At 69.0% G+C, this 25633-nt stretch carries 13 protein-coding genes; 9 read left to right on the forward strand and 4 right to left on the reverse strand.

Annotation, left to right across the window (positions count from 1 at the left end; all coding sequences use genetic code 11):
* Positions 1–90: 90 nt before the first annotated feature.
* Entirely contained in the window at positions 91–3480 is a 3390-nt protein-coding gene (locus MFF07_RS06390) for an error-prone DNA polymerase (protein WP_147813107.1), read from the forward strand.
* 71 nt (positions 3481–3551) lie between these two features.
* On the opposite strand, the gene ctrA is transcribed toward MFF07_RS06390, so the two are convergent.
* A complete protein-coding gene (ctrA, locus tag MFF07_RS06395; protein WP_147078500.1) occupies positions 3552–4253 on the reverse strand; it encodes a response regulator transcription factor CtrA in 702 nt (233 codons plus the stop codon).
* A gap of 372 nt (positions 4254–4625) precedes the next feature.
* On the opposite strand from ctrA, the gene fliI reads away from it, so the two are divergent.
* The 8 genes from fliI (at position 4626) to MFF07_RS06435 (ending at position 23909) form a co-directional block, all read left to right on the forward strand.
* Positions 4626–5996 (forward strand): flagellar protein export ATPase FliI, encoded by a 1371-nt coding sequence (gene fliI, locus MFF07_RS06400; protein ID WP_147813105.1) that lies wholly within the window; start codon positions 4626–4628, stop codon positions 5994–5996.
* Positions 5997–6053: 57 nt separating this feature from the next.
* Positions 6054–6461, forward strand: a complete 408-nt coding sequence (gene fliJ, locus MFF07_RS06405; protein WP_147813103.1) for a flagellar export protein FliJ — start codon at positions 6054–6056, stop codon at positions 6459–6461.
* Between the two features lie 153 nt (positions 6462–6614).
* On the forward strand, positions 6615–7673 hold the full coding sequence (locus tag MFF07_RS06410; RefSeq protein ID WP_147813101.1) for a putative bifunctional lysylphosphatidylglycerol flippase/synthetase: 1059 nt from the start codon (positions 6615–6617) through the stop codon (positions 7671–7673).
* 113 nt (positions 7674–7786) lie between these two features.
* Entirely contained in the window at positions 7787–8515 is a 729-nt protein-coding gene (locus MFF07_RS06415; protein WP_187272372.1) for an efflux RND transporter periplasmic adaptor subunit, read from the forward strand.
* Positions 8516–8798: 283 nt separating this feature from the next.
* Positions 8799–10127, forward strand: coding sequence for an efflux RND transporter periplasmic adaptor subunit (locus MFF07_RS06420; RefSeq protein ID WP_238231132.1), 1329 nt, complete (start codon positions 8799–8801; stop codon positions 10125–10127).
* Positions 10124–12268 carry a site-2 protease family protein gene (locus MFF07_RS06425; RefSeq protein ID WP_238231134.1) on the forward strand — a complete coding sequence of 715 codons (2145 nt, stop codon included), beginning with the start codon at positions 10124–10126 and terminating at the stop codon, positions 12266–12268. Before MFF07_RS06420 ends, MFF07_RS06425 begins: the two co-directional genes overlap by 4 nt.
* A 169-nt stretch (positions 12269–12437) precedes the next feature.
* Positions 12438–22199: a cadherin-like domain-containing protein gene (locus tag MFF07_RS06430; RefSeq protein ID WP_187272370.1), complete on the forward strand. Its 9762-nt coding sequence runs from the start codon at positions 12438–12440 to the stop codon at positions 22197–22199.
* A 192-nt stretch (positions 22200–22391) separates the two neighbouring features.
* Complete coding sequence (locus MFF07_RS06435) at positions 22392–23909, forward strand: TolC family protein (protein ID WP_147813091.1); 1518 nt, start codon at positions 22392–22394, stop codon at positions 23907–23909.
* Between the two features lie 128 nt (positions 23910–24037).
* Here MFF07_RS06435 and MFF07_RS06440 read toward each other — a convergent pair whose 3' ends face one another.
* Genes MFF07_RS06440 through MFF07_RS06450 form a run of 3 tightly spaced genes read right to left on the reverse strand, consistent with a single transcriptional unit; the run spans position 24038 to position 25349 of the window.
* Positions 24038–24493 carry a YeeE/YedE family protein gene (locus MFF07_RS06440; RefSeq protein ID WP_147813089.1) on the reverse strand — a complete coding sequence of 152 codons (456 nt, stop codon included), beginning with the start codon at positions 24491–24493 and terminating at the stop codon, positions 24038–24040.
* Positions 24493–24918 (reverse strand): YeeE/YedE family protein, encoded by a 426-nt coding sequence (locus tag MFF07_RS06445; RefSeq protein WP_147813087.1) that lies wholly within the window; start codon positions 24916–24918, stop codon positions 24493–24495. The genes MFF07_RS06440 and MFF07_RS06445 overlap by 1 nt, the downstream gene beginning before the upstream one ends.
* Entirely contained in the window at positions 24915–25349 is a 435-nt protein-coding gene (locus MFF07_RS06450; protein ID WP_147813085.1) for a protein tyrosine phosphatase family protein, read from the reverse strand. The genes MFF07_RS06445 and MFF07_RS06450 overlap by 4 nt, the downstream gene beginning before the upstream one ends.
* Positions 25350–25633: the final 284 nt, after the last annotated feature.

A 25633-nucleotide genomic window follows, 5' to 3' on the forward strand; every position in this document is an offset into this window, starting at 1 on the left:
GGGATCGGATGGTCTCGCATCGACCGCCGCGCATCCCCTCTCATCGCGTGCGGGGAGAGGGGATGCACGGCGTGATCGATCGCGGCCGGCATGATCGAGCAGGACAATGCCGAGCCGCCTCTACCACCGGCCTATGCGGAGCTCGTTGCGGCGACGAATTTTTCGTTCCTGCGCGGGGCCTCGCAGCCGCAGGACATGGTGCTGACTGCGCTGCTGCTCGACCAGTCCGGCATCGGCATCGCCGACCGCAACACCCTGGCCGGGGTGGTGCGCGCGCATCGCGCCCTGAAGGAACTGCGCGCGGAAGGGATTCCGCTCCCCGAAAAGCTGCGCGACGGTTCAGGGCCCGGCGAGTTTGTGTTCGTCGAGCATCCGCTGGCGCCCGACACGATCGTCTCGCAGGAGGCGATCAAGCGGCAGGCCGCGGCGTTCAGGCTCGCGGTCGGCGCGCACCTCGTCTTCGCAGACGGGGCGCCGGACGTCGTCGTGTATCCCACAGACCGCGCGAGTTGGGGTCGCCTCTGCCGGCTGCTCACCCGCGGCAATCGCCGGGCAGCGAAGGGCCAGTGCATCCTGCATCTCGACGATCTCCTGGCCGATACGGCCGGGCTGTTGCTGATCGTCATACCCTCACGCCGGGCGGATGGTCTCGCCGCAGCGCTCGGGCGGATCACGGAGGCTGCGCCGGGCGCGGTCTGGCTCGGCGTCGCCATGCACCGGCGCGGCGACGACCTACGCCGGCTCGCCCGTCTCCGGCTGCTGTCGCGGGAGACGGGTGTCCCGCTGCTCGCAGTCAACGACGCGCTCTACGACATGCCGGCCGCGCGCGACCTGCAGGACGTGCTCACCTGCATTCGCGAGGGCGTGACCGTCGAGACCGCCGGGCGTCGGCTCGAGGCCAATGCCGAGCGGCATCTCAAAACCCCGGGGGAGATGGCGCGGCTGTTTCAGGACGCGCCGGACGCGATCGCGGCGACGCAGGACGTGCTCGACCGCATCGATTTCTCGCTGTCCGAACTGGAATACGATTATCCCGACGAGACCGTGCCGCCGGGCTGGACTCCGCAGGGCTGGCTCGAATCGCAGACCTGGCGCTGCGCCGCGGTCCGCTACCTCGACGGCATCCCCGAGAAGGTCGGAATGGCATTGCGCGAAGAGCTCGGCCTCATCGCCAAGCTCGACTACGCCCGCTACTTCCTGACGATCCTCGACATCGTGCGGGTCGCCGAGGACAAGGGAATCCTCTGCCAGGGGCGCGGCTCGGCGGCGAACTCCGCGGTCTGCTTCGTCCTCGGCATCACCTCCGTCGACCCGGCCGAGAACGAGCTTCTCTTCGCCCGCTTCATCTCGGAGGAGCGCCGCGAGCCGCCCGACATCGACGTCGATTTCGAGCATGAGCGCCGCGAAGAGATCATCCAGCACATCTATGCGCGCTACGGGCGCCACCGCGCCGGCATCGCCGCAACGGTGATCCGCTACCGGCCTCGCAGTGCCATGCGCGAGGTCGGCAAGGCCTTGGGCCTGACCGAGGACGTTACCGCCCGTCTGTCCTCGACCCAGTGGGGCAGCTGGGGCAGCCACATCCGCGACGACCATATTCGCCAGACCGGGCTCGATCCGGAAAACCCGTCGATCCGCCGTGCCGTCGCCCTCGCGCGACGGCTGCTCGGGTTTCCGCGCCACCTGTCGCAGCATGTCGGCGGCTTCGTGCTGACTCGGGGACGGCTCGACGAGACCGTGCCGGTCGGCAATGCGGCCATGGCCGACCGCACCTTCATCGAGTGGGACAAGGACGACATCGACGAACTCGGCCTGATGAAGGTCGACGTGCTCGCCCTCGGGATGCTGACCTGCATCCGCAAGGCGTTCGATCTCTTGCGGGAGCACGAGGGCCTCGATCTCGGCCTCGCCGATATCCAGAAGGACGACCCGGCGACCTACGCGATGCTGCGGCGGGCGGATTCGCTCGGCGTCTTCCAGGTCGAGAGCCGCGCGCAGATGAACATGCTGCCGCGCCTCAAGCCTGAAAAATTCTACGACCTCGTGATCCAGGTCGCGATCGTCCGGCCCGGGCCGATTCAGGGCGACATGGTGCACCCCTACTTGCGCCGCCGCGCCGGCCTGGAGCCGGTGACCTATCCGTCACCGGCTTTCGGACAGGGCGATCCCGACGAACTCTATCAGGTGCTCAACCGGACCAAGGGCGTTCCGCTGTTCCAGGAGCAGGCGATGCGGCTCGCCATGGTCGCGGCGACGTTTTCGGATGTCGAGGCCAACCAGCTGCGCCGGGCCATGGCGACCTTCCGCAATGTCGGCACGATCGGCGGCTTCGAAAAGCTGATGGTCGAGCGCATGGTGGCGCGGGGCTACGAGCGCGCCTTCGCGCAGCGCTGCTTCGAGCAGATCAAGGGGTTCGGCTCCTACGGCTTTCCCGAAAGCCACGCCGCCTCCTTCGCCAAGCTCGTCTACGTCTCGTCCTGGATCAAATGCCACCACCCGGCGGTGTTCGCCTGCGCGCTCTTGAATTCGCAGCCGATGGGCTTCTACGCGCCGGCGCAAATCGTGCGGGACGCTCAGGAGCACGGCGTCGCGGTGCGCCCGGTCGACGTCAACCACAGCGCCCGCGACAACACCTTGGAACGGGATGATCGCGGCTCGCTCGCCCTGCGCATCGGCTTCCGGCAGGTCGGCGGGATCGGCGAGGCGGAGGGCAACCGGCTCGTCGCCGCGCGCGGGCGCGGTTTTTCGGACGTCGAGGATCTGGCGGCGCGTACGCGCCTCTCGGGACGGGCGCTGCGGCTGCTCGCCGAGGCGGATGCGTTCCGCTCCCTCGGTCTCGAACGACGGGCCGCCCTCTGGGCCGTACGCCGCCTGCCGGACGACGCGCCGCTGCCGCTCTTCGCTGCCGCCGATGCGCGCGAACTCGGCCCCGAACCGGCGGTGGTTCTGCCGGAGATGAGCTTCGGCGCCCATGTGGCGGCCGATTACCAGTCGACGCGCCTTTCGCTGAAGGGCCATCCGCTGCAGATCCTGCGGCCGCTCTTCGACGCAGAGCAAGTCGTGACCTGCGCAGAACTCGCCGCCCTGCCCGATGCCAGCTACGTCAGGAACGCCGGGGTGGTGCTGGTGCGCCAGCGCCCCGGGGCGGGCAACGCCATCTTCATCACGCTGGAGGACGAGACCGGCGTCACCAACGTCATCCTGTGGGCGGGCACCTTCGAGCGCTTCCGGCGCGCGATCATGTCTGCGCGGCTGCTGCTGGTGGAGGGGCGGGTGCAGAAGAGCCCGGAGGGCGTGGCGCATCTGATGGCCGAGCGGCTCTACGACCGCAGCGGCGAGCTCAAGCGCCTGTCGGAGGACCGCGACGTGACCATCGCCCTGAGCCGGGCCGACGAGTTCACCCATCCCCAACAGCCGCGCGGGCCGCATGGGCATCCACGCAACGTCCGCATCCTGCCGAAGTCGCGGGACTTTCACTGAGTGGAAGCCCGTCGCCAAAAGAAAAAGCCCCGGAATCCGGGGCTCTTCTCGCGACCGTGTGGGCTGGGGGCTCAGACGGCGATGCGCTCTTCAACCTCGTTGGGCTCGCGCAGCACGTATCCGCGGCCCCACACGGTCTCGATGTAGTTCTTGCCCTGGCTGGCATTCGCAAGCTTCTTGCGCAGCTTACAGATGAACACGTCGATGATCTTGAGTTCGGGCTCGTCCATGCCGCCGTAGAGATGATTGAGGAACATCTCCTTGGTGAGGGTCGTGCCCTTCCGGAGCGAGAGCAGCTCCAGCATCTGGTACTCCTTGCCGGTGAGGTGCACGCGGCTGCCGGAGACTTCGACCGTCTTCTGGTCGAGGTTGACGATGAGATCGCCCGTGGTGATGACCGATTGGGCGTGACCCTTGGACCGGCGCACGATGGCGTGGATGCGTGCGACCAGCTCGTCCTTGTGGAAGGGCTTGGTGAGATAGTCGTCGGCGCCGAAGCCGAGGCCCTTCACCTTGTCTTCGATGCCGGCCATGCCCGACAGGATCAGGATCGGCGTCTTGACCTTCGCCACCCGCAGGTTCCGCAGAACCTCGTAGCCCGACATGTCGGGCAGGTTCAGGTCGAGCAAGATGATGTCGTAGTCGTAGAGCTTGCCGAGGTCGACGCCCTCTTCTCCGAGGTCCGTCGTATAAGTATTGAAATTCTCGGACTTGAGCATCAATTCGATGCTCTGCGCCGTGGCGCCATCGTCCTCGATAAGAAGTACGCGCATCGTCGGTCCCCAGCCCGGCCGGCCGTCTAAGGCGGGCGGGCATGCGCCCGCCGCTCGCCCGCCGACGGCCTCGGCGGACGCTGCTTCGTTCCTGTTTCGAAACGCTAACGATTAACCGTTAACAAAACCCGAATCCCGGTTGCAAGCACACTCTTTATGAAGGTCTTTCCAGTTTACCCGAGTCGTTGCCGATCCGTTCCCGTCCGACAGCGATTCGGGGCTGCACGAGCCTCCGAGCCTTCCTGCTAACCCCTTCCCCGAAAACGATTGATGCCCTGCGTGGCCTCTTAGACACGCTGAAGCGCCACTCGTTAACGAAGCGATGCCCGTAGTGTTAATGAGGGAGGTAAACGAACCGTTGAGGTTGAGCGAATGAGTGAGGATCGCCGTGGAACGGTCACTCCGCGAACCGGCCCGAATCTGGCGGCTGCGATCGACGCGCTCGCGGACGTCGAGACGCTGGAAGTCTACGGCCGCGTCACCGCGATTCGCGGACTCCTCGTGGAGGTGGCCGGGCCGATCGCCGCCATGCGGCTTGGTGGCCGGATCGACATCGCCGTCGGTTCCGCCGGCGCGGCGGCGGTGCCTTGCGAGATCATCGGCTTCCAGGGCGACCGCGCGCTCGCCATGCCGTTCGGTTCCCTCGACGGCGTACGCCGCGGCTGCCCGGCCTATGTGCGCGAAGACTCCGCCGGGGCGATCCGCCCGACGCAGGCCTGGCTCGGCCGCACGGTCGACGCGCTCGGCCGGCCGATCGATGGGCTCGGGCCGCTTCCTCAGGGGCCGGTGGCCTATCCGCTGCGGGCCGATCCGCCGCCGGCTCATGCCAGGCGCCGGGTCGGCCCGCCGCTCGATCTCGGGGTCCGCTGCATCAACACCTTCCTGACCATGTGCTCGGGCCAGCGGATGGGCATCTTCGCGGGTTCCGGCGTCGGCAAGTCGGTGCTGCTCTCGATGCTGGCCCGTTACACCGCGGCCGACGTCGCGGTGATCGGCCTCGTCGGCGAGCGCGGCCGCGAGGTGCAGGAGTTCCTGCAGGAGGATCTCGGCCCGGCCGGCCTCGCCCGGTCCGTCGTGGTGGTGGCGACATCGGACGAGCCGGTGCTGATGCGCCGCAACGCCGCCTATCTCGCCCTCACCCTCTCGGAGTATTTTCGCGATCAGAACGCGCAGGTGCTGTGCATGATCGACTCGATCACGCGCTTCGCCATGGCCCAGCGCGACATCGGCTTGGCCGGCGGCGAGCCGCCCACCGCCAAGGGCTACACCCCCACCGTCTTTTCGGAGCTGCCGCGCCTGCTCGAACGGGCCGGTCCCGGCACCGGCGAGGGCTCGATCTCGGGGCTGTTCACCGTGCTCGTCGAGGGCGACGACCACAACGAGCCGGTAGCGGACGCGGTGCGCGGCATCCTCGACGGCCACATCGTCATGGAGCGGCGCATCGCCGAGCGCGGGCGCTATCCGGCGATCAACGTGCTGCGCTCGGTCTCCCGCACCATGCCGCGGGCCTGCGATCCGGCCTTCCTGCCGACCATGCGGCGGGCCCGCGCGCTGCTGGCCACATACGCCGACATGGAGGAGCTGATCCGGCTCGGCGCCTACCGGGCAGGCTCTTCGCCGGAGGTGGATGAGGCCGTCGCGCTCATGCCGGATCTTGAGGCTTTTCTGGGGCAAAGTAAGGAAGAAGCAACCTCCATCGGCGAGGGTTACGCACGGTTGGCCACGATCGTCGGTACCGGCTGAAAGGCCGAGTGCGAGAGCGGCCCGTAGCCCGCGTTGCGTTGAGATGGATGGCTCGAGATGAAATCGCGTGACACGCTGATCCGGCTGCGCCGGTTCCAGGTCGACGAGAAGCGTCGCCGGGTCGCCCAGATCGAGATGATGATGGCCGACTTCAACCGCATGGTTGTCGAGCTCGACCGCGAGGTCGCCCATGAGGAGGCCCGCGCCGGGATCACGGACATCGCGCATTTCGCCTATCCGACCTATGCCCGCGCCGCCGCCAACCGTCGCGACAACATGCGCCAGTCGGCTCTGGCGCTGGAAGGCCAGCTGGCCGAGGCCAAGGCCGAACTCGGCGAGGCCTTCGAGGAACTGAAGAAGGTCGAGATCCTCGAGGATCGCGAGCGCTCCGCCGAACGTGCCGCCGCCGGCGTGCGCGAGCAGGCCGAGATGGACGCCATCGGTCTCAGCCGCGCCCGCGCCTGAGCCGGCCTTCACGCTGCGGATCACGTCCGCGGCACGACAATGTCATGATCCCGGTGCAAGGGTGCGCGCATCACGAGACCTGACCGGTCCCGCTTGCGATGCACGGCACCGTGGCGCATCAGGACCCGGTCCCCAAGCTGCGGCCGGTTCTGCATGAAGAAGATCAGTGAATTCCTCTGGCCGCTCATCGGTCTCGGGGCCGTCGTCGTCTCCTGCTACCTGCTCTACGGCCAGCTCAAGACCCTGTCCTGGGTCCAGCTTCAGGCGGCCTTCGCGGCGATCCCGCTGCATCATTTCCTGCTCGCCGCCGTTTCCACCCTCGTCGCCTACGCCGCGCTCGCCTGGTACGACCGGATCGCGCTGCTGCATCTCGGCGTGCGCCATATCGGCTGGGTCTTCGTTTCGCTCTGCTCGTTCACGACCTACGCGCTGTCGCACAATATCGGCGCGTCGGTGTTTTCGGGCGCGCTCGTGCGCTACCGGGCCTACACCGCCAAAGGGCTCTCGGCCGCGCAGGTCGCGGTGCTGGTGGCGCTCTGCTCCTTCACCTTCGGGCTCGGCACCCTGCTGCTCGGCGGCTTCTGCCTCGTCTACGATCCGCACCTGCTGGCGCGCCTCGACACGCTGCTCCCGAGCCTGCTGACCAACCCGACCACGGCCCGCATCGTCGGCTTCGCCATGCTCGGCTTCGTGGCGCTCTACGTTCTCGGCTCGGTGCTGCACTTCAAGCCGCTGACGATCCGCTCCTTCAAGGTCGAGTATCCGCGCCCCGGCATCATGCTGCGGCAGCTCATCGCCGCGCCGATGGAGTTGCTGGGTGCGGCCGGCATCATCTACTTCGCCCTGCCCGACAGCCTGAACCCGGGCTTCATCCCGGTTCTGGCGATCTTCCTGGCCTCGTTCTCGGTGGCACTGGCCTCGCATGCGCCGGGCGGCCTCGGCGTGTTCGAGCTCGTCTTCCTCGCCGCCATGCAGATCAACGCCGACGACCAGAAGGCCTCGGTGGTCGCTGCCGTGCTGATTTTCCGGCTGTTCTACCTGCTGCTGCCCTTCGCCGTGGCGATCGTCGTGGTGCTGATGTTCGAGCGCTCTCGTCTCGCCGGGGCGCTCTCGTCGCGCAAAGGCGATGCCGACGTACCGGAGCCGCCCCTCGTCGCACCGGGCCTCAAGCCGCAGACGATCGAGCGCAGGCTGGAGAACAAGGCGTTCTGATCGAGCCGGTGGGGCACCGGATCTCTCGTCGAACCTCGCTCCGCCGCACGATGTCTTAACCCTAATCGCGCACGGTCACGCTCACGGCATCGAGCGTGCGTGAGGGGGTTATCGTGCGTCTGGCAACGGTCTTGGTGCTGTCGCTCGCGGGGCTTCCCGCACTCGCCCAATCCGACCCGCCGGTGCGCGGCGTCGTCCGCGCCGTGCGCGATGCCAGCATCGCCACCGATCTCAACGCGCGCATCGTCAAGCTGCCGTTTCGCGAGGGCGAATCGTTCAAGGCCGGCGACACGCTCGTCGCTTTCGACTGCGACCGGACCGAGGCCGAGTTCCGCGCGGCCGAGGCCGAGGACACGGTCAACCGCATCGCCCTCGACAACGCCCAGCAGCTCGACCGCCGCCACGCCATCGGCCGCATCGAGGTCCAGGCCTCCAAGGCGAAATGGGACAAGGCCCATGCCGCGGCCGACGCCCTGCGCTTTCGCGTCCGCGACTGCCGGATCGTCGCGCCGTTCTCCGGCCGCGTCGCCGAACTCCGGGCGCGCGAGCACGAGATGCCCACCGCCGGCCAGCCGCTGCTGCGGATCGTCGACGCGGCGTCCGTCGAGATCGACCTGATCGTGCCGTCGGCCTGGCTCGTCTGGCTGAAGGTCGCGACGCCGTTGCAGGTGAAGGTCGACGAGACCGGCCGGACCTACGCGGCCAAGGTGATCCGCACCGCCGCAGCCGTCGATCCCGTCTCGCAGACCATCAAGATCACCGCCGGCTTCGCCCCCGGCGACACCTCCGCCGTGCTGCCCGGCATGAGCCTCGACGCGACGTTCGAACGTCCGGGCTCCTAGTGTTCGCCCCCTGCTGCTCCGAGGGTTCCAGTACCCTCCGCCGTCATTCCGGGGCCGCGCAGCGGAACCCGGAACCCACGACTGGGCACAGCGTGTCGATTGGGTTCCGGGTTCTCGCCTCCGGCGAGCCCCGGAATGACCGCAGGGGATTGCAAGCCCATCCGCAGGGCCGTGACGAAACGCGAGGGCGGTTGTCGTAATGCCCGCAGGACAACTGAAAACCGACCCTCCGCGTCGCCGCCTCCTCGTCGACCCGACCGGGGAGACGTCGGTGCGAATGCCGATGCCGGTGCCCGTCGACGATGCAGGCGCCGGCCTGCGCCAGCTGCTGGGCATCGAGGCGGCCTTCCGGCAGGCGCCGGACCGCGACGCGCTGAGCCTCGCCATCGTCAACGAGAGCGTCAAGCTCGTCCGCGCCCGCCAGGGCTTTCTGTTGAAGAAGGACCGCATCGGCGGCCTGATCGTCGAGCGCGTCTCCGGCACGGTGCAGGTCGAGCGCAACGCGCCGCTGATCGCCTTCGTCGAGGCGGCCGTCGCCGCGATTCCCGAGTCCGAGCGCAGTGCGCCTCGATCTCTCGACCTCGCGGCCCAGGACGGAGAAGAAGCGAAAAACTATCCCTTCGGCCACGGTCTCTGGATGCCGCTGCGCGACCGCGCCGGCGCGGTGATCGGCGGTCTGCTGTTCGCGCGCGAGCTTGCCTTCGACGCAGCCGATACGGCACTCGCCGCACGCCTCGCCGAGACCGGCGCCCATGCAATGCTGGCGCTGCGCCCTCCTCTGCTGCCGCGCTTGTCCGGCGATCTGCGCAAGCCCGCGCTCGCAGTGGCGGGCGTCGCCCTGCTGGTTTTGTGCCTGCCCGTCTCGATGACCGTGCTGGCGCCGGCCACCGTCACGGCCGAAAAGCCCTTCGTCGTCGCCGCGCCGATCGAGGGCATCGTCGAGGAGATCGCGGTGGCGCCGAACGCAGCCGTCGCGGTCGGCGACGTCGTGCTGCGCTACGTCGACACCGCCCAGCGCAACGCGCTCTCGGTCGCCGAGCGCGAGGTCCAGGTCGCCGATGCCCGGCTGCGGCAGGTCACGCAGGGCGCCTACAGCGACGAGCGCGCCCGGCGGGACGTCGGCCAGGCCCGGGCGGAACTCGCCCTGAAGGCCGCCGAGCGCGATTTCGCCCGCGACACCTTCGCCAAGACCCAGGTGCGCGCCGAGCGCGCCGGAGTCGCGGTCTATGCCGACCGCAAGGAATGGTACGGCAAGCCCGTCGGCGCCGGCCAGCGCATCCTCGAGATCGCCGACCCGAAGACGGTGGAAGTCCGCATCGACCTGCCGGTGTCGGATGCGATCGCCCTCGCTCCCGACGCGCGCGTCCGCCTCTTCCTCGATACCGATCCGCTCAGCGCCCGCGAAGCCCGCGTCGAGCGGGTCACGCCCGTCTCTCGCCTGACCGATGCCGGCGTGCTCGCCCACCGCGTCACCGCCCGGCTCGACCCGTCGGCAGCTGCGCCGCGGCTCGGGGCGCATGGCACGGCGCAGCTCTACGGTGCGACCGTGCCCTTCGGCTTCTACCTGCTGCGCAAGCCGCTGACGTTCCTTCGGCAGAAGATCGGGCTGTGAGCGGCGCCCCAAGCCCTGCCCCCGGCGAGCCTCCGCTTACTGCGCTCCGCGAAGACCTCCGGATCGAGCGCGGCGGCGTGCCCGGCGGCGGCGGGCCGGCGCCCTGGCTACTCTATGATCCGCTGGCGCACCGCTATTTCGAGATCGACGCGACCGGCCTCGCCCTTCTCAAGGCATGGCGAGAGGGCATCACGCTGGCCGAACTCGCCGAGGCCGCCGGCAGCACCCTCGGGCGCGCGGTCACGCAGGCCGAAGTCGCGAGTTTCCGGGGCTTTTGCGAGACCAGCGGCCTCGTCGCCCATCGCGGCGGCTGGCAGGGGCTGGCCCGTCAGGTGGCGGCGCGCAAGCACGGGCTCGGCGCGTGGCTGCTGCACAACTACCTGTTCATCCGCATTCCCCTCGTGCGGCCGCAGGCGTTTTTGGACCGCACCCTGCCGCTGGCGCGCCGGCTGGCCGACCGCCGCAGCCTGATCGCCATCGCGATTGCCGGGCTCCTCGGCCTCTACCTCGCCGCGCAGCAATGGGACGCGTTCTGCGCGACCTTCCTGCAGTTCCTCACGCCCGAAGGCATCGCCGGCTACATGCTGGCGCTGGTGGCGGTAAAGCTGCTGCACGAACTCGGCCACGCCTATGTCGCAACCCATCACGGCTGCCGCGTGCCGAGCATGGGCGTGGCATTCATGGTGCTGATGCCGGTGCTCTACACCGACACCACCGACGCTTGGCGGGTGCACGACCGCCGCAAGCGCGTCGCCATCGACGCAGCCGGAGTCGCCGTGGAACTCGCCGTAGCGGCCATCGCGACGCTCGCCTGGTCGTTCCTGCCGGAGGGCACGCCGCGCTCCATCGCCTTCTTCCTGGCCACCACAAGCTGGGTGATGAGCGTCGCGATCAACCTCAGCCCGCTGATGCGCTTCGACGGCTACTACATCGCCGCCGATCTGTTCGGGGTGTCGAACCTGCAGCCCCGCGCCTTCGCCCTGACGACCTGGGCCCTGCGCGAGACGCTGTTCGTGCTGGGCGACCCCTGCCCCGAGGCCTGGAGCCCGCGTCGGCGCACGGCTTTGATCGCCTACGGCGTCGCGGTCTGGATCTACCGGCTGGTGCTGTTCACCGGCATCGCCGTGATGGTCTACACCATGGCCTTCAAGATCCTGGGCCTGCTGCTCTTCGCCGTCGAGATCGGCGTTTTCGTGGTTCGCCCGATCTTTCGCGAGACGCTGTTCTGGTGGCAGAACCGTGGGCGGATCGCGCCGGGCGGGCGGGCCCGCCTCACCGGGGCGGCGCTCGCCGGCCTGCTGGTGCTGCTGTTCCTGCCGCTGTCGGGCCGCGTCGAGATTCCCGCCATCGCCGAACCCGAGCGCACCGAGCGCCTCACCGCCGTGGCGCCGGCGCGGGTCGAGTCCGTCGAGGTCGAGCCGGGCGCAGCGGTCAGCGCCGGGCAGATCCTGATGCGGCTGAGTTCGCCCCGCCTCGACCACGAACTCACCACCGCACGAATCCGTCTCGCCCTCGTCGAGTCCAAGCAGGACCGCCGCCCCGCCGACGCGCAGGACCGGGCCGGCGGCCTCGTCCTCGACGGCGAGCAGGGCGCGCGCCGCGAGGCCCTGCAGGGCCTGCAGCGGCGCCACGACGAACTCGTCATCCGCGCGCCCTTCGACGGCATCGTCGCCGAGATCGAGCCCGACCTGCAGCCCGGCCGCTGGGTCGGCAAGGGCGAGGAGCTCGGCACACTGGTCTCGAACGGACGTCGGCAGGTGCGCGGTCTCGTGCCGGAGGACGCCATGGCGCGGCTCTATGCCGGCGCCACCGGCCTCTTCGTGCCCGACGATCTCACGACCGGCTCGATCCCGGTCGCCGTCAGCGCCGTCTCGAATGCGGCGGTCGCCACCGTCGAGATTCCCGCGCTCGCCTCGCATCTCGGCGGGCCGGTGGCCGTGCGCGAGGAGAAGGGTGTCGGGCCGGTGCCGGTCGAGGCGCACTACGCCGTCGTGCTCAACCGGCCCGACGACGAGCTTCGCCTGTCCGGCACGCCCGCCGTGGTGCGCGGCGTCGTCGCCGTCTCGGGCCATCGCGAGAGCATCGCTGCCCATGCGCTTCGCCGCGTCGTCGCCGTTCTCGTGCGCGAGAGCGGGTTCTGATCGCCGCGCGACCGGCCGCCCGACCCATCCTTCCTTAACCATGCCGGCCTAGCCTCGCCCGACAGGAATGCCCGGCGTGTTCCCGACGGACGATGGGCTGAGATCGATGTTCGAACGCTTCCGCAGCAGGTTGCGAAACGGATCGGATGCGCAGGCTCGGCACACGACGATGCCGCCCCCGGCGATCCGTGCGCTCGAGCCGCGCTTCGTCTTCGATGGTGCCGCCGCGCCGGCCGCCGCCCAGGCTCAGTCGGATGCCGCCACGCAATCGCATGGCGACCAAGTCGACACCTCCCATGCCGAACCCGCCGACAGACAAACGACTGCCCCCGCCGCAGCGGCGCCTGTCCAAGAGACCGCCTCCGCCAACGGCCGCTACGAGATCGTGGTGATCGACAAGGGCGTGGCCGATCTGGCGACCCTGCTCGCCGGCGTACCGGCCGCAGCCGAGGTCGTCCTGATCGACTCCGCCAGGGACGGCTTCGACCAGCTCGCCAGCGCCCTGAAAGGGCGCAGCGGCATCGACGCGATTCACATCCTCTCACACGGCACGGCCGGCGACCTGCGCCTCGGCACGGGCGACCTGACGGCCGCGTCGATCCAGGGGCGCTACGCCGCCGACCTCGCGATCATCGGCCGGGCGCTCAGCACCACGGGCGACCTCCTGATCTACGGCTGCGACTTCGCCGCGGGCGAGACCGGAGCCCGTGCCGCTGCGCTCCTGGCCCAGGCCACCGGCGCCGACGTCGCCGCCTCGAACGACGCCACCGGCGATACCGCGCGCGGCGGCGACTGGAACCTCGAAGTCCAAGACGGCGCCATCGAGACCGGCGTGATCGTCGATGCCACCGCGCAGGCCGCCTGGCACCATCTGCTGGCGCCGGCCCTGATCCACGTGACTGGTGATCCGACGGTGAAGGATGGAAGCGGAGGCACCATCGCCTTGAACGGCGGCAGCTTCGACGTGAACAACGCCGTGATCGGCGCGACGGCGTTCTGGGCGAATGCCGGCACTGCCGACGGTATCGCGGTCAGCCTGCGGGCGACCGTCGTCGCCATCGGGCAGGCCGACGACGCCGTGTCGTTCTCGACGTCCGCGGCCGGCGGCGATGCCACCATCCTGGTCCGGACGCAGAACAACGGCAATCCGGCGAACAATCAGGCGGGCTCCATCAGCATCCGCTGGGATCTCGTCCGCGCGTCCGATGGAACGACACCGGTGACGACCGATGTCGACTTCCAGATCGGTGACATCGATGGTGTCGGCGGCCAGCCCTACACGCGGGAGACGGTGACGCCCTCGCAGTTCGGCCTGACCTCCTACACCATCGCAGCGACCACGGACCTCGTCATCGACACGAGCGACGATCGCGTCCGCGTCTCGGGTACGCAGGATGAGCAGGCCTCACCGCCGGACTCCGTTTCCATAGTGCGCTTCGACTGGTCGAACGTGTCCTCGTGGAAGGTCACCTACGACCTCGCCCCCAATGGCGTCACCGGTCAGGCCGCCTTCCTGAACGACGGCGACGACGGCCTGAAAATCACCAGCCCCATCACCTACACGATCCCCAAGGTCGACCTCGACGCCGACGATTCGAGCGGTGCCACCGGCACCGACTACAGGACGACCTTTACGGAGAAGGGAAATGCCGTCGCGATCGTCGACACCGATCCGCTCGTCACGAACACCGCCCCCATGGTTTCGAGCGCAACGGTCACCCTAACGAACGCGCAGGCGGGCGATCGGCTGAACGTCGGCGCGCTGCCGAACGGGATCACCGCCACGCCGTCCACGGGTTCGGGCACGATCACGGTGACGCTGTCGGGTGACGCCGATCCCGCCACCTACCAGGCCGCCCTTCGGGCGATCAGCTTCGAGAACACCAGCGGCGATCCGAGCACGATCGATCGGGTCGTCAAGACAAACGTGACGAGCAACACCATTCAGGGCACGTCCGCGACCACGACCGTCTCGGTCGTCGCCGTCGACGATGCGCCCGTGCTCGATCTCGATGCCTCCGGACCGGGCACGGGCCATACCGCGAGCTATACGGAGAACGGCACGGGCGTCGCCATCGTCGACACGGACGTTTCGGTCACGGACGTCGACAGCACCAACATGGCATCGGCCAGGGCGGTGATCACGAATGGGCGTCCCGGCGACTGGCTGAGCGTTGCCGGCAGCCTGCCGTCGAACATCGGCTGGACCTTCGACACCGCGACCTACACGTTGGCCCTGACCGGCAGCGCGACGAAGGCGGACTATCAGACGGCGCTCCAGCAGATCCGGTTCCTGTCGGACAGCGACGACCCGACCTCCGCGAGCCGCAGCATCGCAGTTACCGTGAACGACGGCACAGTCGCTTCCGTCGCTGCCACGACGACGGTGATCGTGACTGCGGTGAACGACGCGCCCGTCAATGGCGTGCCGGCCGGCCAGAGCGTGAACGAGGACACGGACCTCGTGTTCTCGGCGGCCAACGCCAATCGGATCACGGTGTCGGACGCGGATGCCGACGGCGGCAGTCTGACCACGACGTTGAGCGTCGTCCACGGCATTCTCACCGTCGGAAGTGCGGCCAACGTCGTGGTGTCGGGGACCGGGACCAGCACGCTCACGCTCACCGGCACAGTCGCCGACATCAACGCGGCCTTGGAGGGCACTACCTATCGCGGGATGGCCAACTACAACGGCGCGGATACGCTGACGATCACCACGGACGACAAGGGCAATACCGGCACAGGCGGCGCCAAGAGCGACACCGATACGATCGCCCTGACGGTCGTTCCGGTCGCCGATCCTCCGCGGCACACGGCGCCGGTCGGCACCCAGTCGGCGACGGAGGACACGACGCTGGTGTTCTCGTCCACCAACGGCAACGCGGTCTCGGTCACCGATGTCGACGGCAGCGGCTTGACGGTGACGCTGTCGACCACGCAGGGCCGGCTGACGCTGTCACAGCTGACCGGCCTGACCTTCACGGCGGGCGACGGCACCGGCGACGCGGCCATGACGTTCTCGGGCTCGCAAGCCGACATCAACGCGGCGCTCGAAGGGCTCAAGTTCGACCCGTCCGCCGACTACAACGGCTCGGCCGATATCGCGCTCGTCATGCGTGGACCGACCCGGACAGCCGACAATTTCACCAATGGCGGCTTCGAGACCCCGGTTATCGCCGGGGAGACTTTCCAGATCATTCCCGATTCGACGGTACCCGGCTGGAAAACAGACGCAACCGACCGCGAGATGGAGCTCTGGAAATCCGGCTTTCAAGGCGTGACGGCCTATGAAGGCAATCAGTTCGCCGAGATCAACGCCAATCAGGTCGCGGCCCTCTTCCAGACCTTCGCCGCTGCCGCCGGATCGAAGATCTCGCTGGATTTCGCCCATCGCGGCCGCGAGGGCATCGACACCATGAAGGTCGTGGTGACCGATCTGGGAGCCGACAACACCCTCGGCACGGCCGACGACACTGTACTGCTCGACAAGTCCTACGCGGACGGCAAGACCGCCTGGGGTGCGTATCACGAAGACCTCGCCCAGAACGCCAGCGGCAACACGCTGCGGTTCGAGTTCCGCTCGATCAGCGCGGCCGGCCAGTCGCAGAGCGTCGGCAACTTCGTCGACGGCATCAAGATCCAGCAATCCTTCGAGGTCGCGAGCAACATCCACGTCGCCATCGCGGCTGTCCCCGACATCGTGGCGGATACCGTGGCCACCGACGAGGATACCGGCCTCACCTTCAACGCCCTCACCGGCACGAACGGCGCCTCTGCCGACACCTTCGCGGATCCCACCCGATCGGTCACCGCGGTGACGCAGGGCGCGCATGGAAGCGTCAGCTTCCAGCCGGACGGCACGATGACCTACACGCCGACGGCGAACTTCGCCGGCAACGACCGCTTCACCTACACCGTGACCTCCGGTGGTACGACCGAGATCGGCACCGTGACCGTCACCGTTCGTCCGGTGAACGACGCGCCGGTCAACGGCCTCCCTTCCGCCCAAACCGTGGACGAGGACGCCGACCTCGTCTTCTCGACGGGCAATGGCAACCGCATCGCCGTCTCGGACATCGATGCGGGCAACGGCAGCCTGACGACGACGTTGAGTGTCCTGCACGGCACCCTGACCGTCGGCGGCACGGCCAACGTCACAGTCACGGGCAGTGGAACCGGCACTCTTACGCTCACGGGTACGATCACCGACATCAACGCTGCTCTGGACGGCACCGCCTATCGCGGAACGGCCGACTACAACGGTCCCGATACCCTGACCATCACCACGGACGACCGGGGCAACACCGGCGTGGGCGGTGCAAAAAGCGATACCGACATGCTCGCCCTGACGGTGCGTCCGGTCGCGGACCCGCCGGTGAACTCGGTCCCTGCCGCGACACAGACGGTGAACGAGGATACGCCGCTGATCTTCTCCGCCGGCGCTGGCAACGGTATCAGCGTCGTCGATCCGGATGGCGGCAGCCTCACCGTCACGCTGAGTTCGGCGCAGGGCCTGCTGACCTTGTCGCGGACGAACGGCCTGACCTTCCTGCAGGGCGACGGTGCCCGCGACGGAGCGATGCGATTCTCCGGCGCAATCGCCGACATTAATGCCGCCCTCGAAGGCTTGTCGTTCACGCCGAATGCCGACGTGAACGGCCCCGCGCAGATCGTGCTGACGACGCAAGATCCCGAGGGCGCGACGGCCTCCAGCTCCATCGCCGTCACCATCGCGCCCGTCGCCGACATCGTGCTGGATTCCGTCGCGACGGACGAAGACACCGCCATCACGTTCAATGCCATCACCGGCGCGAACGGCGCCTCGGCCGACACCTTCGAGGATGCCGCGCGGGCCGTGACCTCGGTGACGCAGGGCGCCCGCGGCCGGGTGGTCTTCCAGCCCGACGGCACGATGACCTACACCCCGGAAGCAGATTTCAACGGCACCGACAGCTTCACCTATACGGTGACATCGGGCGGTACGACCGAGACGGCCACCATCACCGTCACGGTCCGCGCGGTGAACGATGCGCCTGTCCTCGATCTCGGTTTGGTGGTCGCCGGAACCGGCTATGCGACGCGCTACACCGAGCGCGCCCCCGGCGTGGCGATCGTCGATGCCGACGTGTCGGTGATCGATGTCGACGATGCCGGCATGGCGTCCGCCAAGGCGATCGTCACCAACGGCCAGACCGGCGACACGCTCTCCGTCGAGGGCACGCTGCCCGCGGGCATCACCGCGAACTTCGACGCCGCGACCTACACGCTGACGCTGAGCGGCGGCGCCAGTAAGACCGACTACCAGACCGCTCTTCGGCAGATCCGGTTCTCCTCGGCCGAGCGCGATCCCGCGACCGTCGCTCGCAGCATCGACGTGAGCGTCAACGACGGCAGGCTCGACTCCAACGTCGCCACCACCACCATCGCCTTCACGGCCGTGAACGATGCCCCCGTCAACGACATGCCGGCCGACCAGCGCCTCGCCGAGGACACGCCGCTCGTTTTCTCCACGGCGAACGGCAACCGCATCAGCGTCTCCGATGCGGACGCCCAAGGCCGTCCAATCACCACGACGCTGACCGTCCTGCACGGCGCCTTGACCCTCGGCTCGAGCACCGGGGTCACGGTGGTCGACGACGGCACCGGCTTGGTCACGTTGACGGGCACCGTCGACGCGATCAACGCCGCCCTCGACGGCACCACCTACCGGCCGGCGGCGGACTACAACGGCGCCGACACGCTTACCGTTTTGACTAACGACGACGGCAATACGGGCTCGGGTGGCGCGCAGATCGATACCGACGCGATCGCCCTGACGATCGCCGCGGTGAACGACGCGCCGCGGGCGGGCATCCTTCCGGCAATCGGCTCGCTCGAAGGTGACACCGTCGCCGGCGCCGATCTCGGCCGCTACTTCTCCGATGTCGAGGGCGACACGCTACGCTTCACGGTCGTCGGCCTGCCGCCCGGTCTCGCGATCGATCCGGTGACCGGCGTCGTCAGTGGCACGATCGACCGGTCGGCCTCGCTCGGCGGCTTGGGCGGCGACTACACCGTCACGGTGAGTGCAGACGACGGCAACGGCGGCGTCACGAACCGCACCTTCACCTGGCGCGTGATCAACCCGGCGCCGATCGCGCGGAACGACGGCGCCGTCGTCGATGCCGCGACCCAGGGCACCGGCTCGGTCCTCGCCGACAACGGCAACGGTGCCGACAGCGATCCGGACGGCGACCCGCTCACGGTCGCTGCCGTGAACGGTGCGGCCGCCGATGTCGGACAACCCGTCGCCGGCTCGGCCGGCGGCCGCTTCACCGTGCTTGCCGACGGCAGCTACCGCTTCGATCCGGGTAGCGATTTCGCCGACCTCGCCCCGGGCGAAACCCGCACCACGCGGATCACCTACACGCTCGCGGACGGCGACGGCGGTACGGCCGAGGCGAGCGTCTCGGTCACCGTGACGGGGCGCAACGTCCCGCCTGCTGCGCTCGCACCGGGCGATCGTGCCTTCGCCGACGGACAGACCGTTTCGCTGCCGCTCGGCAGCCTCTTCGCTGATCCCGAGGGCCGGGGCCTCCGGTTCGGCGCGACCGGCCTGCCGCCGGGCCTGAGCATTGATTCGTCCACGGGCGCCGTCGCCGGCACTGTCGACCGTGCGGCCTCCGGCACCACCGGACTCGCCGACTACCGGATCACCGTTATCGCGACCGACCCCCAGGGCACGACCGCGGAGCGCAGCTTCACCATACGCGTCACGAATCCGCTCCCACAGGCCGCGGAGGATCGGGTGACCACGGTCGAGGACACGCCGGTCACGATCGACGTGCTCGCCAACGACCGCGATCCCGACGGCGACCCGCTCGTGATCGTCGGCGCGGGCGATGCCGCTCCGAGCGCCGGCCATGGGCGGGTGACGGTCGTGGACGGCAAGCTCGCCTACAGCCCGGACCCGGACTTCAACGGCACCGATACGATCACCTATTCGATCGCGGACGGGAACGGCGGCTTCAGCACCGCCTCGGTCACCGTCGCGGTCGGCCCGGCCGAAGACGCGCCGGACGCCGGCCCCCTGCCCGACCAGTTCGGCCGGGATGGTGACCCCGTCCGCTACGACATCTCGAGCCGATTCCGCGATGCCGACACCGATCCGTCGGTGGTCCAGGCTCCGACCGGCGACAGCTTGCGCTTCGCCGCCACCGGCCTGCCCCCCGGCCTGAGCATCGACCCGGCGACGGGGCTGATCACCGGTACGCTGCCGAGCGACGCCTCGGCGGCCTCCCGCTACGCCGTCACGGTCAGAGCGACCGATGCGTCGGGCGCCAGCGTCGTGCGCGACTTCACCTGGACGGTGAGCAACACCGCGCCGCTTGCCGCGCCGGACGCGGCCAGCACCCGCCAGGGAACGATGGTCCTCGTCGCGGTCACCGCCAACGATGGCGATGCCGACGGCGACCCGATCCGTCTCGTCGACGAACCCGGCGCGACGGGCGCGGCCCATGGCAGCGTCACGGTCGATCCGCTGACGGGGCTTCTCGCCTACACGCCGGATCCTGGATTCTCCGGGACCGACACGATCGTCTACACAATCATGGATGCGCAGGGCGGGCGCGCCACCGGCATCCTCACGGTGACCGTCACGCCCGTGAACGACCGCCCCGTCGCGCCCGAGCCCCTGCCCGGCCGCAATGTCGCCGACGGCGAGACCTTACGGGTGCCGCTCGGACACCTCATCACCGACCCGGACGGCGACCGGCTCGCCTATTCGGTGACCGGGCTGCCGCCGGGCCTGAGCATCGATCCGGCCATCGGCGAAATCACCGGCACGATCGACCGTGCGGCTTCCGGTCCGAGCGGCCGTGCGACCTACGTCGTGACCCTCACCGCCACCGATCCGGGCGGCCTCGCGGTCACCCGCAGCTTTGCCTGGACCGTGACCAATCCCGCTCCCGCGGCCGCCGACGACGCCATCGCGACGGCCGAAGACACGCCCGTCGACATCGACGTCACCGCGAACGACATCGATCCGGACGGCGACCCGCTCACCGTGGTGCCGGGCTCGATGGCGGCCGGCCACGGCACCGTGATCCTCAACCCGGACGGCAGCCTGCGCTACACGCCCGACCGCGACTTCAACGGCACCGACCGCATCGTCTACACGATCACCGACGGCAATGGCGGCTTCGCCACGGCCTCCGCCACGGTCACCGTCACGCCGGTCAACGACGCCCCGACCGTCGATCCGGCCTCGCCCGCCCTCGCCGACCGCGCGGCGAACGACGCCGACACGGTCGCGATCCCGGCCGGCAGCGCCTTCCGCGACGTCGATGCGGGCGATCGGCTGACCTTCACGGCGACCGGCCTGCCGCCGGGCCTCAGCGTCGATCCGGCCACGGGGCTGATCGCGGGCACCATCGCCTCCGACGCCTCCGGCCGTGTCCCGGGCGGGGCCTATACGATCGTGCTGACCGGCACGGACAGCGGCGGGGCTTCCGCCACGACGCGGTTCACGATCACGGTGGCGAACCTCGCCCCTATCGCAGCCGACGACGAGGCCACGCTCGCCGAGGACGGCATCCTCACCGGCAACGTGCTCGGCAACGACCGCGATCCCGATGGCGACGCGCTTCGCGTCGATCCGGTGCCGGTGGGCGGCCCCGTCCATGGCCGCCTCGACCTCAGGCCCGACGGCACCTTCACCTACACGCCGGACGCCGACTTCCACGGTGCCGACGCCTTCACCTATGCGCTTATCGATTCCGACGGTGGACGCGCGACGGCCACCGTTCACCTGACCGTGGACTCGGTGAACGACGTGCCCACGGCTACGGCCGATCCGCTCACGCTTCCGGCCAACACCGTCGGCACGGGACGGATCACCGCAGCCGACCGCGACGGCGACACCATGAGTTTTCGCCTGACCGGTCGACCGGTCAACGGCACCGTCAGCCTCGCCGCCGACGGCTCGTATGCCTACAGGCCCTATGCCGCCTTCAGTGGCGCGGACAGCTTCGTCGTCGAGGTCGGCGACGGCAACGGCGGACGTACGGTCGTCACGGTCGAGATCGCGATCACGCCGAATCCGGTGCAGGTGCCGCCATCCGCACTGGTTCCGATCCTGTCGCCCCTACAGCCATTCCCTGACGCCCCGGCCGCGCCGCCGGTGCTGCCTTCGGCGTCGGCCATCGCCGCCAACGGGATCATCCTGCCGGCCGTGACCGAGATCGACGCACTCGGCTCCGTCGGCGACGTCATTCTCGCGGACGGAGCCGTGGTGGCGGCGGTCAACGGAGTCGCCTCCCTTCACGGTACGGCGATCCTCGTCGATCGTTCGGTGACGCTCGACGAGAGCGACCGGATCGCCCGTCTCTCGTGGGAGCGGTTCGAGCGCGTTCCGATCGGCGAGACGCCCTGGTTCTCGCCCCGACCCTATCTCGGGCGCTCGCTCGGCGTATCGCTGACAGCGGATGCGCTCGGCTTCCAGACGAACGATCTCATGGTCGAGGCGATCCGGCGTCCGGACACCCTCGCGATCAACCTGCGCAACGATGCGCCAGGCTTCACGGCCGTTGCGGCGGTCCGGCTGTTCGGGATCGACGATGGACCGCGTCCGGACTGGATCGAGAGCGATGGCAGGGGCGGCTTCTGGGGACGTCCCCCGGCCGGCACGGGTCTCGTCAGGCTCGAGTTGGAGATCGAGCTGGAGGACGGACGCATCGTGCGCCGGCCCCTCAGCGTCGATGCCGAAACCGGCGAAATCCGCGCCTTGCCACCCGAGCGGCCTGCTGCAGATTTGAAGCCTCACGGCGCTCGCGACTCGGAGCCCGCTCGCCGCCCCGAGGCTCCCCTCTTCACGATGCAACTTGCTTCCCTGGGTGAGCGCGGTGCGTTCGACCTTGCGTTGATCGAAAAGGCGCTCACACGAGGTCTTTGAAAGGCGAGAGGTTTTCCGGAGGCCCAGTTTGACGCTTCGTTTACCTTAACAATCGAAACAACGAGGGGTCGCGAGAGCGTGTCCCCGGGGCTTCCCGAGTGCGCCCGAGCTGAGGGGGTATCGGGGACCATGGTGGAGTATCGGCACGCTGGCGGTCGGCGGATACGCCGTATCGCCGCGGCTCTGCTTGGGGTGACGGCACTCGCCACGACGATGGCGGGCTGCACCCTGAAGCCGCAGCCGTTGGGACCGGCCGAGCTCGGCGCCTACGCTGCGGACAAGCTGCGCCGCGTCACCGCCGACCAGCCGCTGCCCGGCCCCCAGATCGATCTCTACGAGGCCTTCGCCCGTGCCCTGAAATACAATCTCGATCAGCGCGTCGAGATCATGCAGACGGCGGTGCGTGCGCAGGAGCTGAGCTTCGCCAGCTACTCGATGCTGCCGAACTTCGTCGCCAACAGCGCCTATGCCGGCCGCGACAGCTATGCCGCGAGTTCCTCCATCTCGGTGCTGACGCAGCGCCAGTCGCTGGAGCCGTCGTACAGCCAGGACAAGAACTACGTCTTCAGCGACCTGTCCTTGAGCTGGAACATCCTCGATTTCGGCCTGTCCTATATCCGCGCCCGACAGGCCGGCGACGCGGTCCTCATCGCCGAGGAATGCCGCCGCCGCGTGGTCAGCCGGATCATCGAGGACGTTCGTACCGCGTACTGGCGCGCCTTGACGAGCGAGCGCCTGGTCAACCGCCTGCACAGGCTCGAAGGCCGCGCCCAGGCGGCGATCGGCGACGCGCGAAAGCTCTACAAGGATCGCCAGACCTCGCCCATCACCGCGCTGACCTACGAGCGCGAGCTGATCGAGATCAAGCGCGAGGTCCAGCGGGTCGAGGCCGACCTGCTCGTCGCCCGCAGCCAGCTCGCCGCCCTCATGAACCTGCCGCCCGACCTGCCGTTCCGGCTCGCCGAGATGGAGGGCGTCGAGGCCGGTCTGAAGATCGGTGTGCCCGATTCCGATCTCGTGAAGGTCGCTCTCGAGAACCGCTCGGAGCTGCGCGAGGTGGCCTACCGCCAGCGCATCAACGGCCGCGAGGCGAGCGCCGCCCTGCTCGAACTCCTGCCCGGCATGAACCTCATCGTCGGCGGCAATGCGGATTCGAACCGCCTGCTCTACAACTCGAACTGGGTCGGCTGGGGCGCCCGCGCCAGCTGGAACCTGCTGAACGTGTTCCGTTATCCCGCGCGCCAGGGGCTGATCGACACGCAGGACGCGCTCCTCGACAAGCGCGCGCTCGCGGTGACGATGGCGGTGCTGACGCAGGTCCATGTCAGCCGCATCCGCCACATCCTGTCGATGAAGGAGTTCCAGACCGCCGCCGAGTTCCGCCGGGTCCAGCGCCGGATCGTCGAGCAGCTGCGCGCCTCGGCCGCCGCCGAGTCGGCGAGCGAGCAGACGCTGATCCGCGAGGAGATGAACACGCTGATCGCCGAGGTGAAGTACGACCTGGCCCATGCCGCCGTGCAGAATGCGCGGGCCAACGTCTACGCCTCGCTCGGCCTCGACACCTTCCCGCTGGCGATGATCGACGGCAGCGACCTGCCCGCACTCAGGCAGGCGGTACAGGGCAGCTGGCTCGGCATCGGCGCCGTCTTCGCCGCGGCGCCGCCGATCCCACGCGTTCCCGTCGGGGCCCCGTTGGTGTTGAGGCACTGAACCGGCCGAACTCCTGATACCGCTTCCGGCTAAGCGGACCGGTGGTGCGCGTGCCCTCTCTCTCCGCAAGCGGGGCGAGGAAATGCGCGCAGCCCGATCAGTTCAGCCGGAGACGGTGGATCGAGGGATCAGAATCTCGAACCGAGCGCCGGCACGGCGGGACTCCGTCGCCCGACCAGCCGGTGGGCCGTCATGCCGATCAGCATGGCCGCGACGAAGACCGCCACCGGCAGAACGCCTGTCGAGAGCGCGGCCACGGCCGGGCCGGGGCAGAAGCCCGACAGGCCCCAGCCGATCCCGAACAGCGCCGATCCCCCGATCAGCTTCCCGTCGATCCGGCGGTTCGTCGGAATCTCGAATTCCGGCGCGAAGGTCGGCCTCGCGAGCCGGCGCACGAGCTGATAGCCGAGAGCGGAGACGGTCACGGCACCGCCGAGGACGAACATCAGGCTCGGGTCCCAGGCCCCGGTGATGTCGAGGAACCCACGGACCCGGGCCGGGTCGAGCATGCCCGACAGCGACAGGCCCAGCCCGAAGATCAGGCCCAGCACCAGGGCCGTCAGGATGCGCATCAGGGAGCTCATCACGACCACCACGCGGCGCTGGCCCGCGTGAGGACCACGGTGAGCATTCCGGCCGAAAGGAACGTCAGCACGGCCACGAACGATCGCGGGGAAAACCGCGCCAGCCCGGCGACGCCGTGGCCGCTGGTGCAGCCCGAGCCGAGCCACGTGCCGAAGCCGACGAGCAAGCCCGCAATGGCGAGCACCGGTAGCGAGGCGACGATCGTCATCGCCGGCCAGGCTCCAGCGAGCCATGCGAAGGCCGGCGGCCCGAGCACGAGACCCGCGACGAAGGCGGCATCCACGAACCTGCGCTCGCCCCGGTCGGTGCCGAGGCCGGCGACGAGGCCGCTGACCCCGGCGATGCGGCCGTTGAGCAGGAGCATCAGAGCCACCGACAGGCCGATCAGCGCGCCACCGGCGAGCGAGGCGAGATACTCGCTCACGTCGGATCCCCGTTCGCATCGAGCCAGCGCGCCGCGCCGGTCAGGTCGAAGCCGTGTTCCGAGCCGTAATCGAGTAGTTCGGCGCGGGAGAGGTTCCCAGCGAGCACCTCGCCGATCGCCCAGAGCGTCAGGGAGCGCGTGCCGCTCCGGCAATGCGCGACGACGGGGCCTGGAGCGGCGAGCACCGCCTCACGAAACCGGTCGACGTCGGAGCGGCTGAGGCCCGGCCCGGTGACGGGCAGGTGGAGATAGGCGAGGCCGGCGGCTTCGGCCGCCGCCTGCTCGGCCTCCGTGCCCGGCTGACCCGGCTCCTCGTCGTCCGGGCGGTTGTTGATGAGGAGCACCGTGCCGCCGGACCCGAGCGCAGCGATCTCCGCAGCGTCCGGCTGTCCCGCGACCGAGAGCTTCTCATGGACAGGGGTGAGTTTCATGCGCGGCCTCCCGCCGGCGAGCGCCTCCGCCGACTGTGTCCGCGTATCGCGGCAGCCGATGCGAAACAAGGCTTGCAAAAGCGGCAGCGATCGCCAATTGTCTAATCAGAACAATGACTTAACGGAAGAATCATGCTGTTGGACAGGGTTTCCGCGACGCAAAGTTTCTCCCATTTGGACAGTTCGGAGGAAAGCTACCCTTCCGCCACTTCAAGCGCCGATCGCCCAGATCGGCCGGTGGCCGACTCGCGCCGGCAAAAGGCGGAATCGGGCGTCGGAAACGG

The organism is Methylobacterium thuringiense, from assembly GCF_022179645.1.
Lineage (GTDB): Bacteria > Pseudomonadota > Alphaproteobacteria > Rhizobiales > Beijerinckiaceae > Methylobacterium > Methylobacterium thuringiense.

What these genes read in the sequence shown, in the direction of transcription:
- MFF07_RS06390 (WP_147813107.1), top strand. Translation starts at nt 91, where the DNA reads ATGATCGAGCAGGACAATGCCGAGCCGCCTCTACCACCGGCCTATGCG.
- ctrA (WP_147078500.1), bottom strand. Translation starts at nt 4,253, where the DNA reads ATGCGCGTACTTCTTATCGAGGACGATGGCGCCACGGCGCAGAGCATC.
- fliI (WP_147813105.1), top strand. Translation starts at nt 4,626, where the DNA reads ATGAGTGAGGATCGCCGTGGAACGGTCACTCCGCGAACCGGCCCGAAT.
- fliJ (WP_147813103.1), top strand. Translation starts at nt 6,054, where the DNA reads ATGAAATCGCGTGACACGCTGATCCGGCTGCGCCGGTTCCAGGTCGAC.
- MFF07_RS06410 (WP_147813101.1), top strand. Translation starts at nt 6,615, where the DNA reads ATGAAGAAGATCAGTGAATTCCTCTGGCCGCTCATCGGTCTCGGGGCC.
- MFF07_RS06420 (WP_238231132.1), top strand. Translation starts at nt 8,799, where the DNA reads ATGCCGGTGCCCGTCGACGATGCAGGCGCCGGCCTGCGCCAGCTGCTG.
- MFF07_RS06430 (WP_187272370.1), top strand. Translation starts at nt 12,438, where the DNA reads ATGCCGCCCCCGGCGATCCGTGCGCTCGAGCCGCGCTTCGTCTTCGAT.
- MFF07_RS06440 (WP_147813089.1), bottom strand. Translation starts at nt 24,493, where the DNA reads ATGAGCTCCCTGATGCGCATCCTGACGGCCCTGGTGCTGGGCCTGATC.
- MFF07_RS06450 (WP_147813085.1), bottom strand. Translation starts at nt 25,349, where the DNA reads ATGAAACTCACCCCTGTCCATGAGAAGCTCTCGGTCGCGGGACAGCCG.